This window comes from Streptomyces sp. OfavH-34-F (assembly GCF_022347745.1).
In the GTDB taxonomy this organism is placed as follows: Bacteria; Actinomycetota; Actinomycetes; order Streptomycetales; family Streptomycetaceae; genus Streptomyces.
In genome coordinates this window covers 29,987-44,472 of the sequence record NZ_JAKRGC010000002.1, presented here as the reverse complement: position 1 = coordinate 44,472, position 14,486 = coordinate 29,987, and the positions used below count along the sequence as shown (strand labels likewise).

The following is a 14,486-nucleotide window of genomic DNA, read 5'->3' as shown; positions in this document are numbered from 1 at the left end:
GTGTCGTCTCCCGGTCGAGGTCTCGGTTCTCATCCGTAACAGCAGGTGAGGGGGCTGTCCAGGGGATTACCGACCCCAGGGTGCCTGTCCTCAGCGGTGTGGTGAACGGTGGCGTGGCTCGACAGTGGTGCGGGCGGGCGTGCCGGGGCGGCCCGTGGTACCCGCCCGCCGGGCGCGGGACGGTTCGGCCGGCTGGGCTGGGAGGTGCGCGAGGTGGCGCAGGCGCCAGACCAGGACGTCGTTGATGTTGTCTGCGGTGTCGAGTTCGCGCATGTCGATGGCCTGCTGGAGCAGGGTCTTCGGGTCGTGGCCAGCGTCTTCGGCCTGGGCGAGCGTGGCAGCGAGGGCGTGGGCGTTCTCTGCTGAGCGGTCGGCCCGGAGTCCCGACTCGCTCAGCGCTGTGCGGATGGTGGCCTGGTGGGTGCGGCGTTCTGCCTGTGGGAGGGAGCGGCCCTGTGCGTTGAGTGCGCGCAGCGGTGTGGTGGCGGCGTGGTGGTAGGCGGTGCGCAGGTGGTGGGCGGCTTGGCGTGCGGCGTGGGCTTGCTGGGCGTGGTTGCGGGCGGAGTGCCAGTGGGCGGCGGCGAGGGTAAGAAGGATGAGGGCGGACAGGAGCATGGCGGTGGTGCCGCCGTCTTCGCCCCGGCCGAGTGCGCCGCCGGCCTGGACGATGCCGCGGGCGGCTGAGCGGAGTGCCCGGTGGTCGGCGAGTTCTGCTCGAATGTGGCTGCGGGTGGCTCGTTCGAAGGCTCGGGCTGCGGCGGCGAGTTCGGCGCGGGTGGCGGCAGGGGAGGTCTGGGCGAGTGCATCCAGGAGTTCTCCGGCACCGACGAGCTGTGCGGCGGCCTCTTGGTCGTTCTCGCTGCCGAGGAGGGCAGCGGCGTGTTCGGCGGTGCCAGTGGCGCTGCGTCGTGCTCGGGCCGGCGCGGACCAGTCCGGTCGGCCGTTGTCCGGCGCAGGTGTTGTCCGCTCGCTGAGGCCGTCGGCGAGGCGGAGGCGGATCTTGGGGAGGGAGAGGTCCGGGGCAAGTTTGAAGCCGGGGTACCAGATCGGTTCGCCGTGCCGGTTGCGGTCACCGGCGAGGGCGACGTTGTAGCCGAGGAGGTCGCCGGACGGCGCGATCCGCACCTTAACCCGCAGGCCCGCTTCGCGAAGCCGGGCGAAGAACTCCTGCTCGTCATCCACTCCGGCGAGTGCTCGGCGGACGGTGTCACGGAGCGTCTCGCGGGCGGTATCGGAGCGTCCGGCGCGTTCGGCCTTGAAGCGTTCGGCGCTGGTGGGGGTCCTGGCTGCGGTTCCGTCGCCGGGCTTCAGCCGGCGCAGGCCCATCTCCTTCTCGATGCGTCGGCACTCGGCTTGGGCCTTCTTGAAGTCGTAGTTCATCCGGGGTCGGCGCAGGTCGCCTCGGACCATGGTGGCCAGGATGTGGATGTGGTCGTCGGCATGTCGTACGGCGATCCAGCGGCAGCCATCCGGGTCGCCTTCCGGGGCGAGGTTGACGGCGCGGACCAAGCGGCTGGCGACCGTGTTCCATTCCGCGTCGGTCAGGGTCCGGTCGCCAGGGTCGGTACGCACCGAGCAATGCCAGACGTGCTCACGCGGGGCGTCGGCGCCTGCCTGTTTGACGCGTAGATCCAGCGCTGCGGCAAGCCGGGCGAGGGTGGCCTTCGGGTCGGGGTCCGGGCTGGTGTCGCGGCCGGGGTCGGGGGCGAAGCCGTCCCAGGAGCCGACGAGGTGGGGGTCGACGTGCTCGTCCCGTTTGCCAGGGCCGTACAGGTAAACGAGGAGGCCGTGGGTGCGTGAGCCGCGCCGGATCTTGGGGACCATCAGCTTCGCGCCCTCACCAGGTCGTTCGCGGCGTTGTCGACATGGACGAGAAGCCGGGCCAGGGCGCCCAGGGCGTGTTCGAGTTCTCCGGAGCGCGGGTGGCCGCCGCTGTTGAGGACGTAGGCGATCTGGTTGATGTTGTTGCCGATCCGGGCCAGCGCCGCCCGCAGGGCCGCCAGCTCGTCGATCGCGGCGTCGAGCCGTTCGTTGGTGTGCAGAACGGTCGAACCGCGGGCGGCGGCCAGGCCGGCCGCGGCGATGAAGCGTGCGACGGTGACGTTGCGCTGCTGGGCGGCGGTCGCGATCTCGGCGTGCTCGATATCGGAGAGACGCGTGGTCGTCTTGCGGGTGCGCTGGCTCGGGTTGCGGCTGCGGCGGCGCGGCATGCGGTCGGGGAAGGCGGGCGTGCTCGGGCTCGGCTGCTCGCGGCGGGCTTCGCTGTTGGCTTCTCCCCCGGTGATCGGCGCCCCCTGGTGCCGGTTGCCCTGCTGGTTCCCGTGCGCCCTCGCCCGGGAACCAGCAGGGCTGCCCCCGCCCTCCGGGGCGGGGGCAAGTGCGTACGACGGGCCGTAGGACCGTCGTACGCGACAACTTGCTCCGCCGGGAGCCGTCGTAGGGTCACGCTGCTGTCCGGAGGGGGCAGGCCCCGATTCGTCGGTGGTCACCGGTGCTTCTCCGAACGCGTCTGCCGGATTTCGCGGACGGTGTTCTCGATCCAGTCCATGGCCAGGACCGGATGGTGCAGCGTCCACGGCCGGCTGTCCGGCGACCGGCGAACGATCCACGTGGCGTCGGGTCCACGGCGGGCGTCATGCACGTGGCCGTGTTGGTGCAGGACGGTCAGCCAGGACTCGACCTCGGCGGGTGTGGCCGGTGTGGTGCGCATCTGATGCTCTCCGACTCGTTCGGAACGGCTGGGGTGCGGTCTCGGTGAGGCGGGTGACCGGCCATGGTGTCCGGCGCGGTCACCCGCCAGAGTTCGGACCGGTCAGTTGCGGGTGGGGGTGACCTGCTGTCCGTGCTGGGCTCGGAGCTGGGCCATCAGGCCGGTCAGGGTGTCGCTGGACAGCGGTATTCGCTGTCCCCGGATGGCCTGGGCGACCACCTTCCGGGTCAGCTTGTCCTCCGCCCTGACTGCCGACCGGGCGATCCGGAGCAGTTCCTCGGTGTCCGGGTCACCCCGCCGGTCACCGCCTGTCCGAGGCTCGCGGTCACTGACCTGGGCCGGAGTCACCGACCGGCCGGTGGCCATGCTCCCGCTGTCCAGGGCGCTGCCGACCGACCTGGAATCCGCCGTGCAATCGCTGACCGGCGGCGCGGTGTCGGACTGACCGCGCAGGTCAGAGGCCCTTCTCTGCTCCTCGCGGTCACCGGTGACCGGGAGGAGGCTGTCCGTCGAAGCGCTCTCCCCGGTCACTGACCGGGGACTCGCCGTCCGCGTGTCCGGGGAGACGGCCGGCCAGCCGGTCAGGGCGGTGACCGGCTGCCCCGGACCGACCTGACCGTTCTCCGGGCGCTGCTGACCGAGCCGGTCATCTCGGGTGAGCGCGACCCGGTCAGACCCGTTGGCCTGACCGGGGTGGCCGGGGTGACCCGTGCCCTCGCGGTCACCGGTCTTGACCGGTCCCCGTGCGATGAGGATGTAGAGGTGGACGGCTCCGGCCAGCGCGAGCGGGGCCAGGGTCGAGAGCACCGCGACCACCGTGTCCCCGAGCCGCAGGCCCGTGCCGGGCGCGACCTGTCCGTTGAGGCGGACGGCGTGCAGGGCGTTGGCCCAGATGCTGGCGGCGGTGGCCGTACCGAAGAGCATCCAGACGTAGAGCCGGGCGCGCAACGGGGCGTTGCGCAGGACCAGGAGGGCGCGGACGCCATAGGCGATGAAGCCGTCGATCACCAGCGGGAAGAGGTAGGTCAGCACGCCCCTGACGTGGATGGCGACTGCCATCTGCTGCAGTGCGTCGTACGACAGGGCGCATCCGGCGCCGCCCAGGGCGATGATCGCTGTGCGGTCCCAGCCGGTGAGGCGGGCGGCGGTCGGTGTGTTGGGGGTGGTCATGCCGCCGTCCCGAAGTCGTCGCGGCCCAGCGGCTCGGCCTGGTGGTCGGGCGGTGGGGTGCCGGTCGGCTGGTTCAGCGCGCGGTTGCGCAGGGCGCGGCGGGTCTCGCGGTAGAGCTTCTGTGCGTGTTCCTCGGTGATTTTCAGGAGCCAGGCGAGGCGTTGTTCGCTCAGCCCGTGCCGGTAGGCGGCGAGGACGACGGCGCGGCGTTCGGCCTTGGTGAGGTGGATGTCGCGTCCGGCGATGGTGTCGTTGACGCGGCTGTCGTCGAGGCGGTCGGCGATCCTGGAGTGCAGCCTCGCGCGTTCCTCCTCGGTGAGTCCGCCCCGGATGCCGTCGGTGTCGCCGCCTTCGAGGGCGGCGTCCAGGCAGATGCGGCGGACCGGGCACTGGCCGCACAGCGCCTTCGCGGCGGCGATCTTGTGGGTCTCGTCGGGCTCCGGGAAGAACTGGTCAGGGTCGACCGGGTTGTAGGGGGTGCTCTGGCAGACGGCATCGTCCTGCCAGGAGTGGTCGCCGAGCGACCGGTGGCGGGCAGGGCGGTTCGTCGTGGTGGTCACGGTGGTGGCTCCGATCGCTCTCCGCGCGCAGGGGCGTCGGCGGAGAGGTGCGCTGGGTCGGGAAGGCATAGGGGCGGCGCGGTGGGGCGCTCTGCCCGGCGGTGCGGCCTGGGGTGGGTCAGGCGGCGGCGCGGTCGCGTCTGCGGTCGACGGGCTCGAACTCCACGCGAGTGGTCATCTGCGCGAGGCGCGAGGCGACGCGGTCGCCGAGGTAGCTGCGGAGGTCCCTGATCGCCAGGTTGGTGGTGATCAGCGTCGGAAGCATGAGGTTGTAGCGGCGGTTGATCAGCCGGTACGTGATCTCCTCGACCCACTCCGTCGCTCGGGCGGCGCCGAGGTCGTCGAGGATCAGCAGCGGACACCTGCTGACGATCGCCAGCTCCCGCTCGCTGTCGACGCCCTGCCGGGGGCGCAGTTCGGCGTAGAGGTCGGCCGCCGTGGTCGCGCGCCAGCGCACGCCGACCCCGTTCCTGACCAGTTCCCGGACAGCGCCGTACGCCTGGTGGGTCTTGCCCGCGCCGACGACCCCGGCCATCAGGAGGCTGGGCCCGGTGGTGACCTGGCGCCGGGCCCGGAGGGTGGGGGCGACCGCTGCGTCTGCGACTTGCCGGGTCCAGTCCAGGACCTGGGGGTGGTCGGCGACTGCGGCCCGGTAGCGCGGGGGCATGCCGGCCGACAGTGCGTCCAGCGGGTGGGGCTGCTCGGGTTCGTCGGACCGCGCTCCGGCGAGGGCGGCCGGGTCGATGTTCCGGGCGGCAAGGATCCTGGTCATCCGCTCCAGGGCGCTCGCGCCAAGGAGCTGCGGTTCTCGGCGGCTGGTGGCCATCAGAGCTCCTCGGCGTAGGCGGCGGCAGCGTCAGACGGGTTGGTCCACGCCTGGTGGGCAGGCACGTTAGGCCGGATACCCGGCCGTGCCAAACCGGCCGAGGGCGCGTTCATGGCCTCGTTGACCATGCTGGTCAGCACGCTCGGGTGCTTCGGATTGGCAGCGAACTTCGCCAGCCCCGCCCGTACGTGCTCCGGGCTGATGCCCTCGTCGAGCAGCCGCTTGGTGATCCTTCCGAGGTGGCCGATCACGTCGCGGGGCGGACGCTCACCGCACGCCGCGACGTACTCGCCGACGAGCTGCTGCGCCGAGATGCCAGCTGCGGGCGCGGCGCGCCCCGTAGGGACAAGAGATCCAGGATCCAAGATCCTAGATCCAGGCGCCGAGCCCTCGTCGAGGCTTCGGGGAAGGCTCGGGGAGGACTCGGGGAAGGTGCCCTGACCTGCCGTTTCTTCCTGTCTCCGGCCGACTGTGTTGTCCGGGCTGGCGAGGGCGCCCTGCGGGGCAGCGGAAGCCTTGTCTGTGTCATCGCGAGGTGTCGCGTCGTGCTGCCCGGCTGCATCGAGGGTGGCGGAAAGGTTCGGGGAATCCCCGGCGAGCCCTCGCGGAGGCTTCGGCGACTTCTCGGCGGCCTTGGCACAGGTGCCCTTGCAGGGTGCGCACCGGTCGGCAGCCTGGTGATGCGGGCAGGACGGAAGGCGCGACTGGCTGGGCCTGTCGATCTTCTGGTGCTCGGACCAGGTGACGATGTGCAGGTAGCGGCGGCCGTCGCAGCCGGTGTACCGGCAGATCAGACCGGCGGTGGCGAGCTGGTGGAGGTCGTCCTCGACGTGGACCGAGGTGTGCTCAGCCCGCAGGGGCCAGAGCAGCCCGGCGATGATGGCCGCGTTGTCGCGGTGGCGGCCGTGGTCGTCAGCCTGGGTGAGGAGGCCGAAGAAGGTCCGCTCGGCCGCCACGGTCACTTCGGCGAGCGACTCGGAGACGAACGCCTCCGGCTTGATCGTTCGTATCCGCGCCATGTCAGCGGCCCCGGTCGGCGGCGGGAACCCGGTCGCTGCGGGTAAGGACCGCGTCGGCGAGGTCGAGGGTGTGCGGGTGGGTCCAGTCCGACTCCGGCCAGACCCGCAGAATCCACCGCGCCGCGATGCGGGCGGTCGTCCTGCTCACCTCCATGGTCCGGCCCGCCGCGTCCTTGACGATCGCGTGCGGGTGGGGCCAGGCGTGCTGCGGGCTGGTGAGGCTGACGCGGATCGTGGACGCGCCCGGGATCATGCCGGTGAGCTGATCCGCAAGGCGGCGGAGGCGGTCGGTGTCCGGGCATGCGGGGATACCGCTCGGCGTGGCGAGCATGCGATACTCCGTTGTTCGTAGGAGCGCGAGCGGCGGTTCTCGTGCAAAAGCCCCGCCGCCCGCGAGATGTGAATGGCCCCTTCGGGGTGCCGACCCGGCGCTCGGGAGTTGGTAGCTCCTGGGCGCCGGTTCACTTCACCCCGGCGGATCTCACGGCCCGTGCGCGTGCATGGCGCTTCCTCCTCTCCTGGCCCGTGCTGCGTCTGGCAGCCCGATCGGACCAGAACCATATGGCGACTGCTCTTTCAAGTCCACCACCTTCGAACCGCCCCTGACCAGGCATGCAACACTGAACTGAATTAAGATGCCGGAAAACGTACACCCTGGTGGCGGAGTCGCGTCAACCGCAGTACCGGTATCCGAGACGCGTTCTCCACTGGAGTGGTTAGGCTGGTCGGCGACGGAGGAGGGGAGATGACGGAGAAGAAAGAGCGCAGCTTCGCGGAGCTGCTCGACCACCTGTTTCGGGAAGTACACCCGGCAGGCCGCGGCCCGTACACGTACGCCGAGGTGTCCCAGGGCATCCGGGAGGCTACCGGCGTGAGCATCTCCGCGAGCGCCATCCAGCAGCTGCGCCGCGGAAACAACCGGAATCCGAAGATGCAGACGATCCGGGCACTGGCCGCGTTCTTCGGAGTACCCTCCGGCTACTTCTTCGACGAGGAGGAGGCCGAGCGGCAACGCGCGGAGATCCGGCTGGTGGCCGCCATGCACGACCAGAACGTGCTCCGGGTTGCCCTGCGCGCCGACGGACTGAGCACGTCGAGCCTGGACATGGTGAGCACAGTGATCGAACAGGCCCGCAAGCTGGAAGGCGTACCGGAGGCGGCGGATATCTCGGACCTGCTCGACGACGAGTGAGAACAAAAGCCCCGTTGCGGCGCCTCACCCGCCCGGCGAGCAGTAGATCAGACGCTGCCGGCGCCTCCAGGGGCCGGCAGCAGAACGTTCACGTAGAGGGACTCTCCGGACATCGGCCGCATCGCGGCAATACGCACGGCGACCTCACGTCCGTCATGGCACGGCAGCCTGAGCCGCCGCAGACGGCCGTGTGAATGATCCGCCACTTCGTGCAGATCCCACATCTCCTGCGCATCCGGCGACCCCGCGAGAATGTCACGCTCGAGCCCGGCCAGCGCTTCGTTTTCCGGATGATGAGCCCGCTCGTAGCGAATCCGCCCGAGAAGCGGACGCGCCCAGTCCCGCCGCCAGGCAACGAGCTGCTCGCGAGCCTCCGGCGCCAGAAAAATCCACCGCATCTGATTCGCCCCGGTCGAGACCCGTGGAAACCATTGCAGCAATGGTTCATTGTAAGCGATCACATTCCACGCGAGGTCGGTCGCGAAGGCAGGCGCCAGCCCTTGGTTGTCCAGGAACTGCTGCAGAATCCCCGCATTCTCCGGGTCCGCCCCCGCTACTACCGATCCGGAAAGGGCCGGCGGATGACCCAGCACTCTGAGGTAGAGAGTCTGGCGTTCCGCAGGGCTTAATCCGAGCACGGACGAGATCCGGTCGAGGAAGTCCGGTGAATACTCGGCTTCGACGCCGCGCTCGAAGGCGCCGTACCAACGCTCACTCACTCCCGCCAAACGGGCCACGTCGCGCTGCGTCAAAAACTCGCCTCTCCGGCCGGCGACCATCAGACCCGGGATATCACTGGCCTTCGTGCGGTTCCGCCACGTGCGCAACAGCATCGGAAGTGAATCACGATCACCGCCCATACCCTCACCCTCACCCGGCCCGACGAGATCCCTAGTCCGAAAATAGCCTCCGAGGCCCTGTGACTTACGCCATACCCTGCACCGCAAGGCTGGCAGCGGATCATGAATCAGTCATTCAGCGTAACCAGGAAGGAGAGAGGTGATCAGCCTGAGACCAGTCGGCCGCACGTGAGATTCCAGGGCGCACACGCGGGATCAGAGAGGCCGGGGCGATGCGTCAATCGCGCGACAAGCCCTACCTTATATCACACACCGTAATCGGAACTGTGAGTTCCCGGAAGTGCGGCTTCCTGCTCCCCTTTGGCATTCTCGTCACGCCCACTCACGAACCGGAGCCGGGCTCTAGCCCGAAGTCAGGATCTAGGGGTTGGGAAGTGAGTGCCATGCCCTCGTCGCACATGACGGAGTTGCGGCTGCGCCAGTGGTGCGAGGAACAAGTCGAACGCCTCCGTCTCCCCTACCCGGCGACCACTCGGGCATTGCGCGATGCAATAGCGGAACGCCGGGGCAAGCCGATATCCATCAGGCCGCTGTCCACACTCGGCGCAGTCGACGCACCGTGCGGCATGCGAATCGAGACCCCGGATGCCGATCTCCTCTTCTACGAGGAGGGGACTTCCGTGCACCACCAGCGCCACATCCTCACGCATGAGCTGTGCCACGTGTACTGCGATCATCCGGGGAACCTGGAAGTCGATGCGAAGACAGCCCGCTTCATCGGGCTCAACCCAGCACTGATGATGCGCATGGCGGGCCGTACCAGGTACTCGACCGACGAAGAGCGCGAGGCCGAGATGATGGCGTCGGTGATCCGCTGGCGCATCTACCGGGACCGAGAGGCCCCGCCCCCTCATCCCAGCCTGGCCCCGGAGCGCTGGGACGCTCTCTTCGCCCAGCCCTTCAGAAGACGTAAGAGCGGCCCGTGAGCATCTTCTTCCTCGGCGCGGCCACCCTGCTCGCAGGTGCTAGCTGCTTCTGGGTACTCGGCAGGAGAAAGCCGCGACCCGCCGGCACGTGGGCCATGGGCGCGCTCCTCAGCTCCTTCGCCGTATTCCTGTCCACGTATGCGCCGCTGGTGGAACGTACCGTCGAGGCAGCCGTGCCTCACGGAACCCGTATTCTCAGCGACGGCTCATCGCTGGCAGCCACCACAGCAGTCTTGGCTGTTTCGCTCCAGCTCAACCAGGGCCCGACCAGAGCAAGACAGCTCATCGGATCACGTCTCAAATGGCTGGCTATCGCCCTCGCCGGCATCGGTTGCCTGTTCGCGTACGAGCAGGCAACCGACCATTCGGCACACGCGTACGCTCTCTACTCACTCCTTTACACCTCCATCGTCGGAGCAACGGACATCAATTTTGTGGTCCAGGCACTTCGTCAGGCAACGACAACGCGACGGACCGCTGTGCGTGTGGGCCTGCGTACTGCGGCGGTGGGCTCCGGGTTCGCGCTGATCCACCTCACTTACAAGACCCTTCAACTGGTCCATCTGGGGCTGGGGGCCGGGGCCGAACTCAATGGCAATGGCGAGAGGTGCACCTCACTCAGTGCCGTACGCTGCGCGGTCGGCGTGACGTCTCCAGCACTCGCCGTCGCGCTGATCTGCCTCGGTCTGACCCTGCCCGCAGTGGTGTACCCGATTCGACACATGCGCCGCCGGCGCTGGGAAAGGGATTCCTTCGAAGCTCTCGCACCCCTGTGGCATGATCTTGCAAAAGCGATGCCGCATATCGTCCTGTCGCCCGCTCGGCCACTCACCGAGAATCCATCCGAAGCAGATACTGCCTTTCACCTACAGCGACGCGTTGTTGAAATCAGCGACGGGATCCTGGCACTGCGACCGTACCGTTCCCTAGAGTCCCAAGACGCAGCTCGGAATATATTCGACGCCAGAACCGAGCAAGGCTCGGCACAAATCGAGGCGGCCGTCGTTAAAGAAGCGCTCGCCAACCTCGCTGCCAACCAACTGGCCTCCGATATCGCCCCGCCGGCGCAGACCACCTCGCGCAGAGACCTGGATGCCGACGCGCAGTGGCTTGTCCACGTGGCGCACGCCTACGCAAGCCACTCCCAGGAGCGGAGGGTCTCGGCGGCCTCGGCCACCAGTTCCTCGCTGCCGAGGCCGAGGTCAACGACGTCGAACTCTCAGAATCTGCCGCCCTCTGTCCTCTTCTCGTCCAGCAGACGCCGGGCAAGTAGGTGAGCGCGCCCTTGCCAACGGCGTCCGAACCGGACGGGAAGGAGGCTTCGGTGAGCACAGCGCCCCTTGACACCTGCCGGGGACAGCACCCAGATCAGCTGCCACGCGTGAGCGACGTCATCAACCCCGGAGCACCTGACGCGTACGACACCTGCACAGCGACACCCTGGCCGAGGTCTTGACTCCGCAGGCTGCGGCGCGATCGCCGGACAGGGCAGCCGCCGTCTTGCCGTGCCGTCCTCGCGGCGGACCGGAGCCGCGGCTGGCCGTCGTTTCCAAGAGACTGGCCGCGAAGCACCCACGAGCCCGGCCTTCCCCGCGAGAGTCGCCGTCGAGTGACACGTTCAGCTGAAGTTCGAAATCGCGCCACGTAGCCAACCTGCCAAGTTCTTCCGCAGGTGCTCTGGGCGCTACGCTGCGCTGGGCCGTGCAATCAGGACAAGCTCCGAGACCATCTCGTGCCCCCCCGACAGCAGCGAGCACCCTCGCGGACACGGCGATGCAGGCCCAGTGAACGAAGGACAGGTCCAGGTGAGCAGGGAAGTACCCAAGCGCACGGTCGACGTCGTCGTGCTCACCATGAACGATCGCGACGAAGAGTTCCGAACGGCGATGTCCTCGGTCCTGGCCCAGAAGGACGTGGACCTCCGCGTCGTGATCGTCGGGAACGGCGTGGAACCCGACTACGTCCCCGACGGGGTGCAAAGCGTCACACTTGCCGAGAACACCGGCATTCCGGAAGGCCGCAACGTCGGAGCGGATGCCCTGGCTGCGCACGGTGCCGCCGAGTTCGTGCTGTTCTTCGACAACGACGCGGTCCTGCCGACCCCCGACACCATCTCTCGGCTGATCGCCGAGTTCGACCAGCACCCGCGGGCCGCCTACGTCCAGCCTCGCATCGCTGATCCTGCCACCGGCCAGACGCTGGGACGATGGGTTCCACGGCTCCGATCTGGCGACGCCCGGCGCTCGGGGGTCGTCACCGTCATGGCCGAGGGCATCGTCCTCGTGCGCCGCGCGGACTACGAGGAGGTGGGCGGCTGGCCCGGACGCTTCTTCCTCTTCCACGAGGGTATCGACCTCTCGTGGCGCCTGTGGGACCTCGGTCGGATCGGCTGGTACGCCGGGGACGTCGAGGTGCACCACCCGGCGACGAACCCCGCCCGGCACAAGCCGTTCTACCGGATGGTGGCCCGCAACCGGGTCTGGGTCGCGCGCCGCCGCCTGCCCGCTCCGCTCATCCCCGTCTACCTGGCCACCTGGATCCTGATCAGCGTATGGCGGTTCCGGTCATCAGGAAGCCTCGGAGTCTGGTTCCGGGGGTTCGCCGAGGGACTGCGCGGGGGTGCCGGGGAGCGGCGGGCGATGTCGTGGCGCACGGTCTGGCGGCTGACGCGCGCCGGCCGCCCACCGATCGTCTGACCTGCCCGGCGCGCCCTGGGGGTGTGCGGTGTCAGCCGCCGGCGGCGATCCGTTCATGAAGTTCCCGTACGGCCGGCAGGGCAGCCTTGTGCGAGGCCATGATGGCGACGAGGTCCTGGAGAGGGCCGACGGTGCGCTGCGAACTGATCTGGCCGGTGAGATCCAGGGCTTGGTGCGCAGTGCCGCACGCCTGCTCGTGATGTCCCTGGAGCCACTGCGCGCCGGCCATGCGGGTGAGGTAGAGAGCGTGCGTTCGCACCGCTCCGCCGTCGAAGGCGCGCGCGGCGGCCGCGAAGGTGGCCTCCGCGTCGCCCGGGCGCCCCATGGCCAGCTGGGTGGAGGCCCGCGAGCCCTGGAACTCGGCGAGGTCCATCCAGTACGCCCACTCGGGCTCGTGCTCGTCGGGGTCCTGCTCCGCGCGGTGGAGATAGCGCTCGGCCTGGTCGAGGTCGGACCAGCAGCGGTCGTCCCCGAGGTGCGAACGGGCGCGGGCGCGGCGGGCGTGGACGAGGGCCTGCACCCGAGGGCAGGCCTTGCCACGCACGGTGCTCAGGGCCGCGCTGGCGATCGACTCGGCCTCGACGGGGCGATCGCAGTTGTAGGCGGCGGCGGCCCAGAAGGTGAGGATGTGGGCTCCCAGGGCCTGGTCGTCGGCGCTGTGCGCGGAGTGCAGGGCGGACTTGAAGATCCGGTCGTCGCAGGTGCCGTGGATGTCGAAGATGGCCCAGGCGCGCATGCGTTCCAGGTCGGCCGCTGCGGCGTAGAGGCGCCGGCCGTGGTCCAAGGAGTAGCTGCGGTGGGTCAGCAGGTCGGCGACCATGTCGTTGGCCGCCGCGGTCTCATGGATCAGGGTGCCGCCGCCGTCCTCGTCGTCGGTGCGGCGCAGCGCGCGGACCTTACGCTCGATGTGGGTGACGGCGGCCTCGCCGATGCGCTTGCCGCTGGTGATCTCGCCCGCGGCTGCCGGGTCGGCGGTGAGCCAGGAGAACAGGCCGGCGGTCAGGGCCGACGAGCCGAAGATGAAGGACCGGCGATGCATGTCGCTCCCGACTGAGTCTCTGAGCGCGTCCAACGCGCCTTGCGGGGTCCAGGGGAAGTCGCTGTACTGCTGAAGCGGGTCGCACTCGAGCCACCGGGGCCAGGGGTGGGTGTCGACGAGGTGCGGGTCGATGTCGAACAGCTCGGCCAGCAGTCTCTGCGTCTCCACCTCCGGTTCGCGGCCGTCCTCCCAGCGTAGGACGCCGGACGGGGCGGTTCCCAGAGGGCGTTTGCGCTCGACGCTCAGTCTGCGCAGTGCGCGGGCGAGATCAGGCCGGTTCATGTTCCGGGCCTGACGTGCGATGACTAACCGGTGGATCTTCCCCACTGTTCCTCCTGCAAAAGCCCCGCGCGGGTGGATATCCGGGCGACGCTAGCGGCTCGGAACCCGGCGCGGAAGAGCGTCAAACGGTGCTCCGACAGTGCTCCTCACCGCACCCCAACGGCACCGCCGAAGTGGCTTCCACGCGTGGCTGGGCGGAAGTCAGGGTGAGGTCAGCCTGAGGTCGCGGCAGGGGATCTGCCACCGGGCACGGCCACGATCGGAGCACCGCCTTGTCGTTCACCGAGACCTCCCTGGACTTCAGTACCCCGGAGCTGGAGGCTCTGGCTCTGAAGGTCATCCCCGAGAAGCACTTCGAACTGCGGGCCGAGGACGCCCGCGACAGCTACTTCACCAACACCAGCAAGCTCGACGCGAAGCAGTTGGCCCACGATCGGTTCCGCACCAACCCGCTGGCTCTGCACGACCACTTGATCAGGGCCCTGGACCTGCGCGGTACCGAGGAACTGCTGGACCTGGGCTGCGGAAACGGCGAAATTCTGGCCCGGATCCGCCCCTACCTGGCCGCTGGCCATCTCACCGCCTTCGACATCGCCCCCGCCGCCTTGGAGGCCGCCCGGCAGCGACTGGACGGCGTGGCCACTCCGTGCGAGTTCGTCGAGGGCAGTGCGGACGACCTGGGTGCCTTCGCCACCGACAGCTTCGACCGGGTCATGGCCGTCTACATGGCGCACTACGTCACCGATCTGGGCGCCTGCTTCGCCGAGGTACGCCGGGTCCTGCGCCCTGGGGGTCGGTTCGTGCTCGCCACCGACCGCAACGACTCCATGGTCGAGATGTGGAACGTCCACTTCGCTGCGCTGCGTGAGATGAACGCTCCCCAGCAGCTGATCCGCGCCACGCCGAAGGCCCGCATCTCCCTGAGCAACGGCGCCGACCAACTTGCCGGGCACTTCACGTCCGTCGAGCGCGTGGACTGGCAGGACCAGCTCCAGTTCGGCAAGGCCGAGCAGTTCATGGCCTTCTACCGCAGCTGCAACCACTGCTGCGCCGGCTCCAAACCGGGCGAAGGGCTACCACCGGCGTTCTTCACCGAACTCGAACACCGCGTGCACGCCCACGTCCAAGCCGCCATCGAGACCGCCGGCTACTTCGCCCTGACCAAGTACACCGGCCACTTCATCTGCTCCTGACCCTCTCCACCTC

At 69.1% G+C, this 14,486-nt stretch carries 15 protein-coding genes; 5 read left to right on the top strand and 10 right to left on the bottom strand.

Annotated elements, in window-relative coordinates; genetic code table 11:
• Positions 1 to 90 precede the first annotated feature (90 nt).
• The 8 genes from MHW47_RS00875 to MHW47_RS00840 all read right to left on the bottom strand — a co-directional run bounded on the left by MHW47_RS00875 (position 91) and on the right by MHW47_RS00840 (position 6,616).
• Positions 91 to 1,824: a relaxase/mobilization nuclease domain-containing protein gene (locus tag MHW47_RS00875; RefSeq protein WP_239220620.1), complete on the bottom strand. Its 1,734-nt coding sequence runs from the start codon at positions 1,822 to 1,824 to the stop codon at positions 91 to 93.
• On the bottom strand, positions 1,824 to 2,210 hold the full coding sequence (gene mobC / locus MHW47_RS00870) for a plasmid mobilization relaxosome protein MobC (RefSeq protein WP_239220619.1): 387 nt from the start codon (positions 2,208 to 2,210) through the stop codon (positions 1,824 to 1,826). The genes MHW47_RS00875 and mobC overlap by 1 nt, the downstream gene beginning before the upstream one ends.
• A gap of 275 nt (positions 2,211 to 2,485) precedes the next feature.
• Positions 2,486 to 2,710 (bottom strand): hypothetical protein, encoded by a 225-nt coding sequence (locus MHW47_RS00865; protein WP_239220618.1) that lies wholly within the window; start codon positions 2,708 to 2,710, stop codon positions 2,486 to 2,488.
• A gap of 102 nt (positions 2,711 to 2,812) precedes the next feature.
• On the bottom strand, positions 2,813 to 3,880 hold the full coding sequence (locus MHW47_RS00860; RefSeq protein WP_239220617.1) for a DUF2637 domain-containing protein: 1,068 nt from the start codon (positions 3,878 to 3,880) through the stop codon (positions 2,813 to 2,815).
• Positions 3,877 to 4,440, bottom strand: coding sequence for a WhiB family transcriptional regulator (locus MHW47_RS00855; protein ID WP_239220616.1), 564 nt, complete (start codon positions 4,438 to 4,440; stop codon positions 3,877 to 3,879). Before MHW47_RS00855 ends, MHW47_RS00860 begins: the two co-directional genes overlap by 4 nt.
• 118 nt (positions 4,441 to 4,558) lie before the next feature.
• Positions 4,559 to 5,266 carry an ATP-binding protein gene (locus tag MHW47_RS00850; protein ID WP_239220615.1) on the bottom strand — a complete coding sequence of 236 codons (708 nt, stop codon included), beginning with the start codon at positions 5,264 to 5,266 and terminating at the stop codon, positions 4,559 to 4,561.
• Entirely contained in the window at positions 5,266 to 6,285 is a 1,020-nt protein-coding gene (locus MHW47_RS00845; RefSeq protein WP_239220614.1) for a hypothetical protein, read from the bottom strand. Before MHW47_RS00845 ends, MHW47_RS00850 begins: the two co-directional genes overlap by 1 nt.
• 1 nt (position 6,286) lies before the next feature.
• Positions 6,287 to 6,616: a transcriptional regulator gene (locus MHW47_RS00840; protein WP_239220613.1), complete on the bottom strand. Its 330-nt coding sequence runs from the start codon at positions 6,614 to 6,616 to the stop codon at positions 6,287 to 6,289.
• 414 nt (positions 6,617 to 7,030) lie between these two features.
• On the opposite strand from MHW47_RS00840, the gene MHW47_RS00835 reads away from it, so the two are divergent.
• Positions 7,031 to 7,477: a helix-turn-helix domain-containing protein gene (locus tag MHW47_RS00835; protein WP_239220612.1), complete on the top strand. Its 447-nt coding sequence runs from the start codon at positions 7,031 to 7,033 to the stop codon at positions 7,475 to 7,477.
• 47 nt (positions 7,478 to 7,524) lie between these two features.
• Here the strand turns inward: MHW47_RS00835 and MHW47_RS00830 are convergent, their stop codons facing one another.
• Positions 7,525 to 8,310 carry a helix-turn-helix domain-containing protein gene (locus tag MHW47_RS00830; protein WP_239220611.1) on the bottom strand — a complete coding sequence of 262 codons (786 nt, stop codon included), beginning with the start codon at positions 8,308 to 8,310 and terminating at the stop codon, positions 7,525 to 7,527.
• 425 nt (positions 8,311 to 8,735) lie between these two features.
• On the opposite strand from MHW47_RS00830, the gene MHW47_RS00825 reads away from it, so the two are divergent.
• The 3 genes from MHW47_RS00825 (at position 8,736) to MHW47_RS00815 (ending at position 11,959) form a co-directional block, all read left to right on the top strand.
• Positions 8,736 to 9,263, top strand: coding sequence for a regulator component (locus tag MHW47_RS00825; protein ID WP_239220610.1), 528 nt, complete (start codon positions 8,736 to 8,738; stop codon positions 9,261 to 9,263).
• Entirely contained in the window at positions 9,260 to 10,540 is a 1,281-nt protein-coding gene (locus MHW47_RS00820) for an MAB_1171c family putative transporter (protein ID WP_239220609.1), read from the top strand. Before MHW47_RS00825 ends, MHW47_RS00820 begins: the two co-directional genes overlap by 4 nt.
• 528 nt (positions 10,541 to 11,068) lie before the next feature.
• Complete coding sequence (locus MHW47_RS00815) at positions 11,069 to 11,959, top strand: glycosyltransferase (RefSeq protein ID WP_308381180.1); 891 nt, start codon at positions 11,069 to 11,071, stop codon at positions 11,957 to 11,959.
• Between the two features lie 31 nt (positions 11,960 to 11,990).
• Here MHW47_RS00815 and MHW47_RS00810 read toward each other — a convergent pair whose 3' ends face one another.
• Complete coding sequence (locus MHW47_RS00810; protein ID WP_239220608.1) at positions 11,991 to 13,280, bottom strand: XRE family transcriptional regulator; 1,290 nt, start codon at positions 13,278 to 13,280, stop codon at positions 11,991 to 11,993.
• Positions 13,281 to 13,552: 272 nt separating this feature from the next.
• Between MHW47_RS00810 and MHW47_RS00805 the strand changes: the two genes are divergently transcribed.
• Positions 13,553 to 14,473: a class I SAM-dependent methyltransferase gene (locus MHW47_RS00805; protein WP_239220607.1), complete on the top strand. Its 921-nt coding sequence runs from the start codon at positions 13,553 to 13,555 to the stop codon at positions 14,471 to 14,473.
• Positions 14,474 to 14,486: the final 13 nt, after the last annotated feature.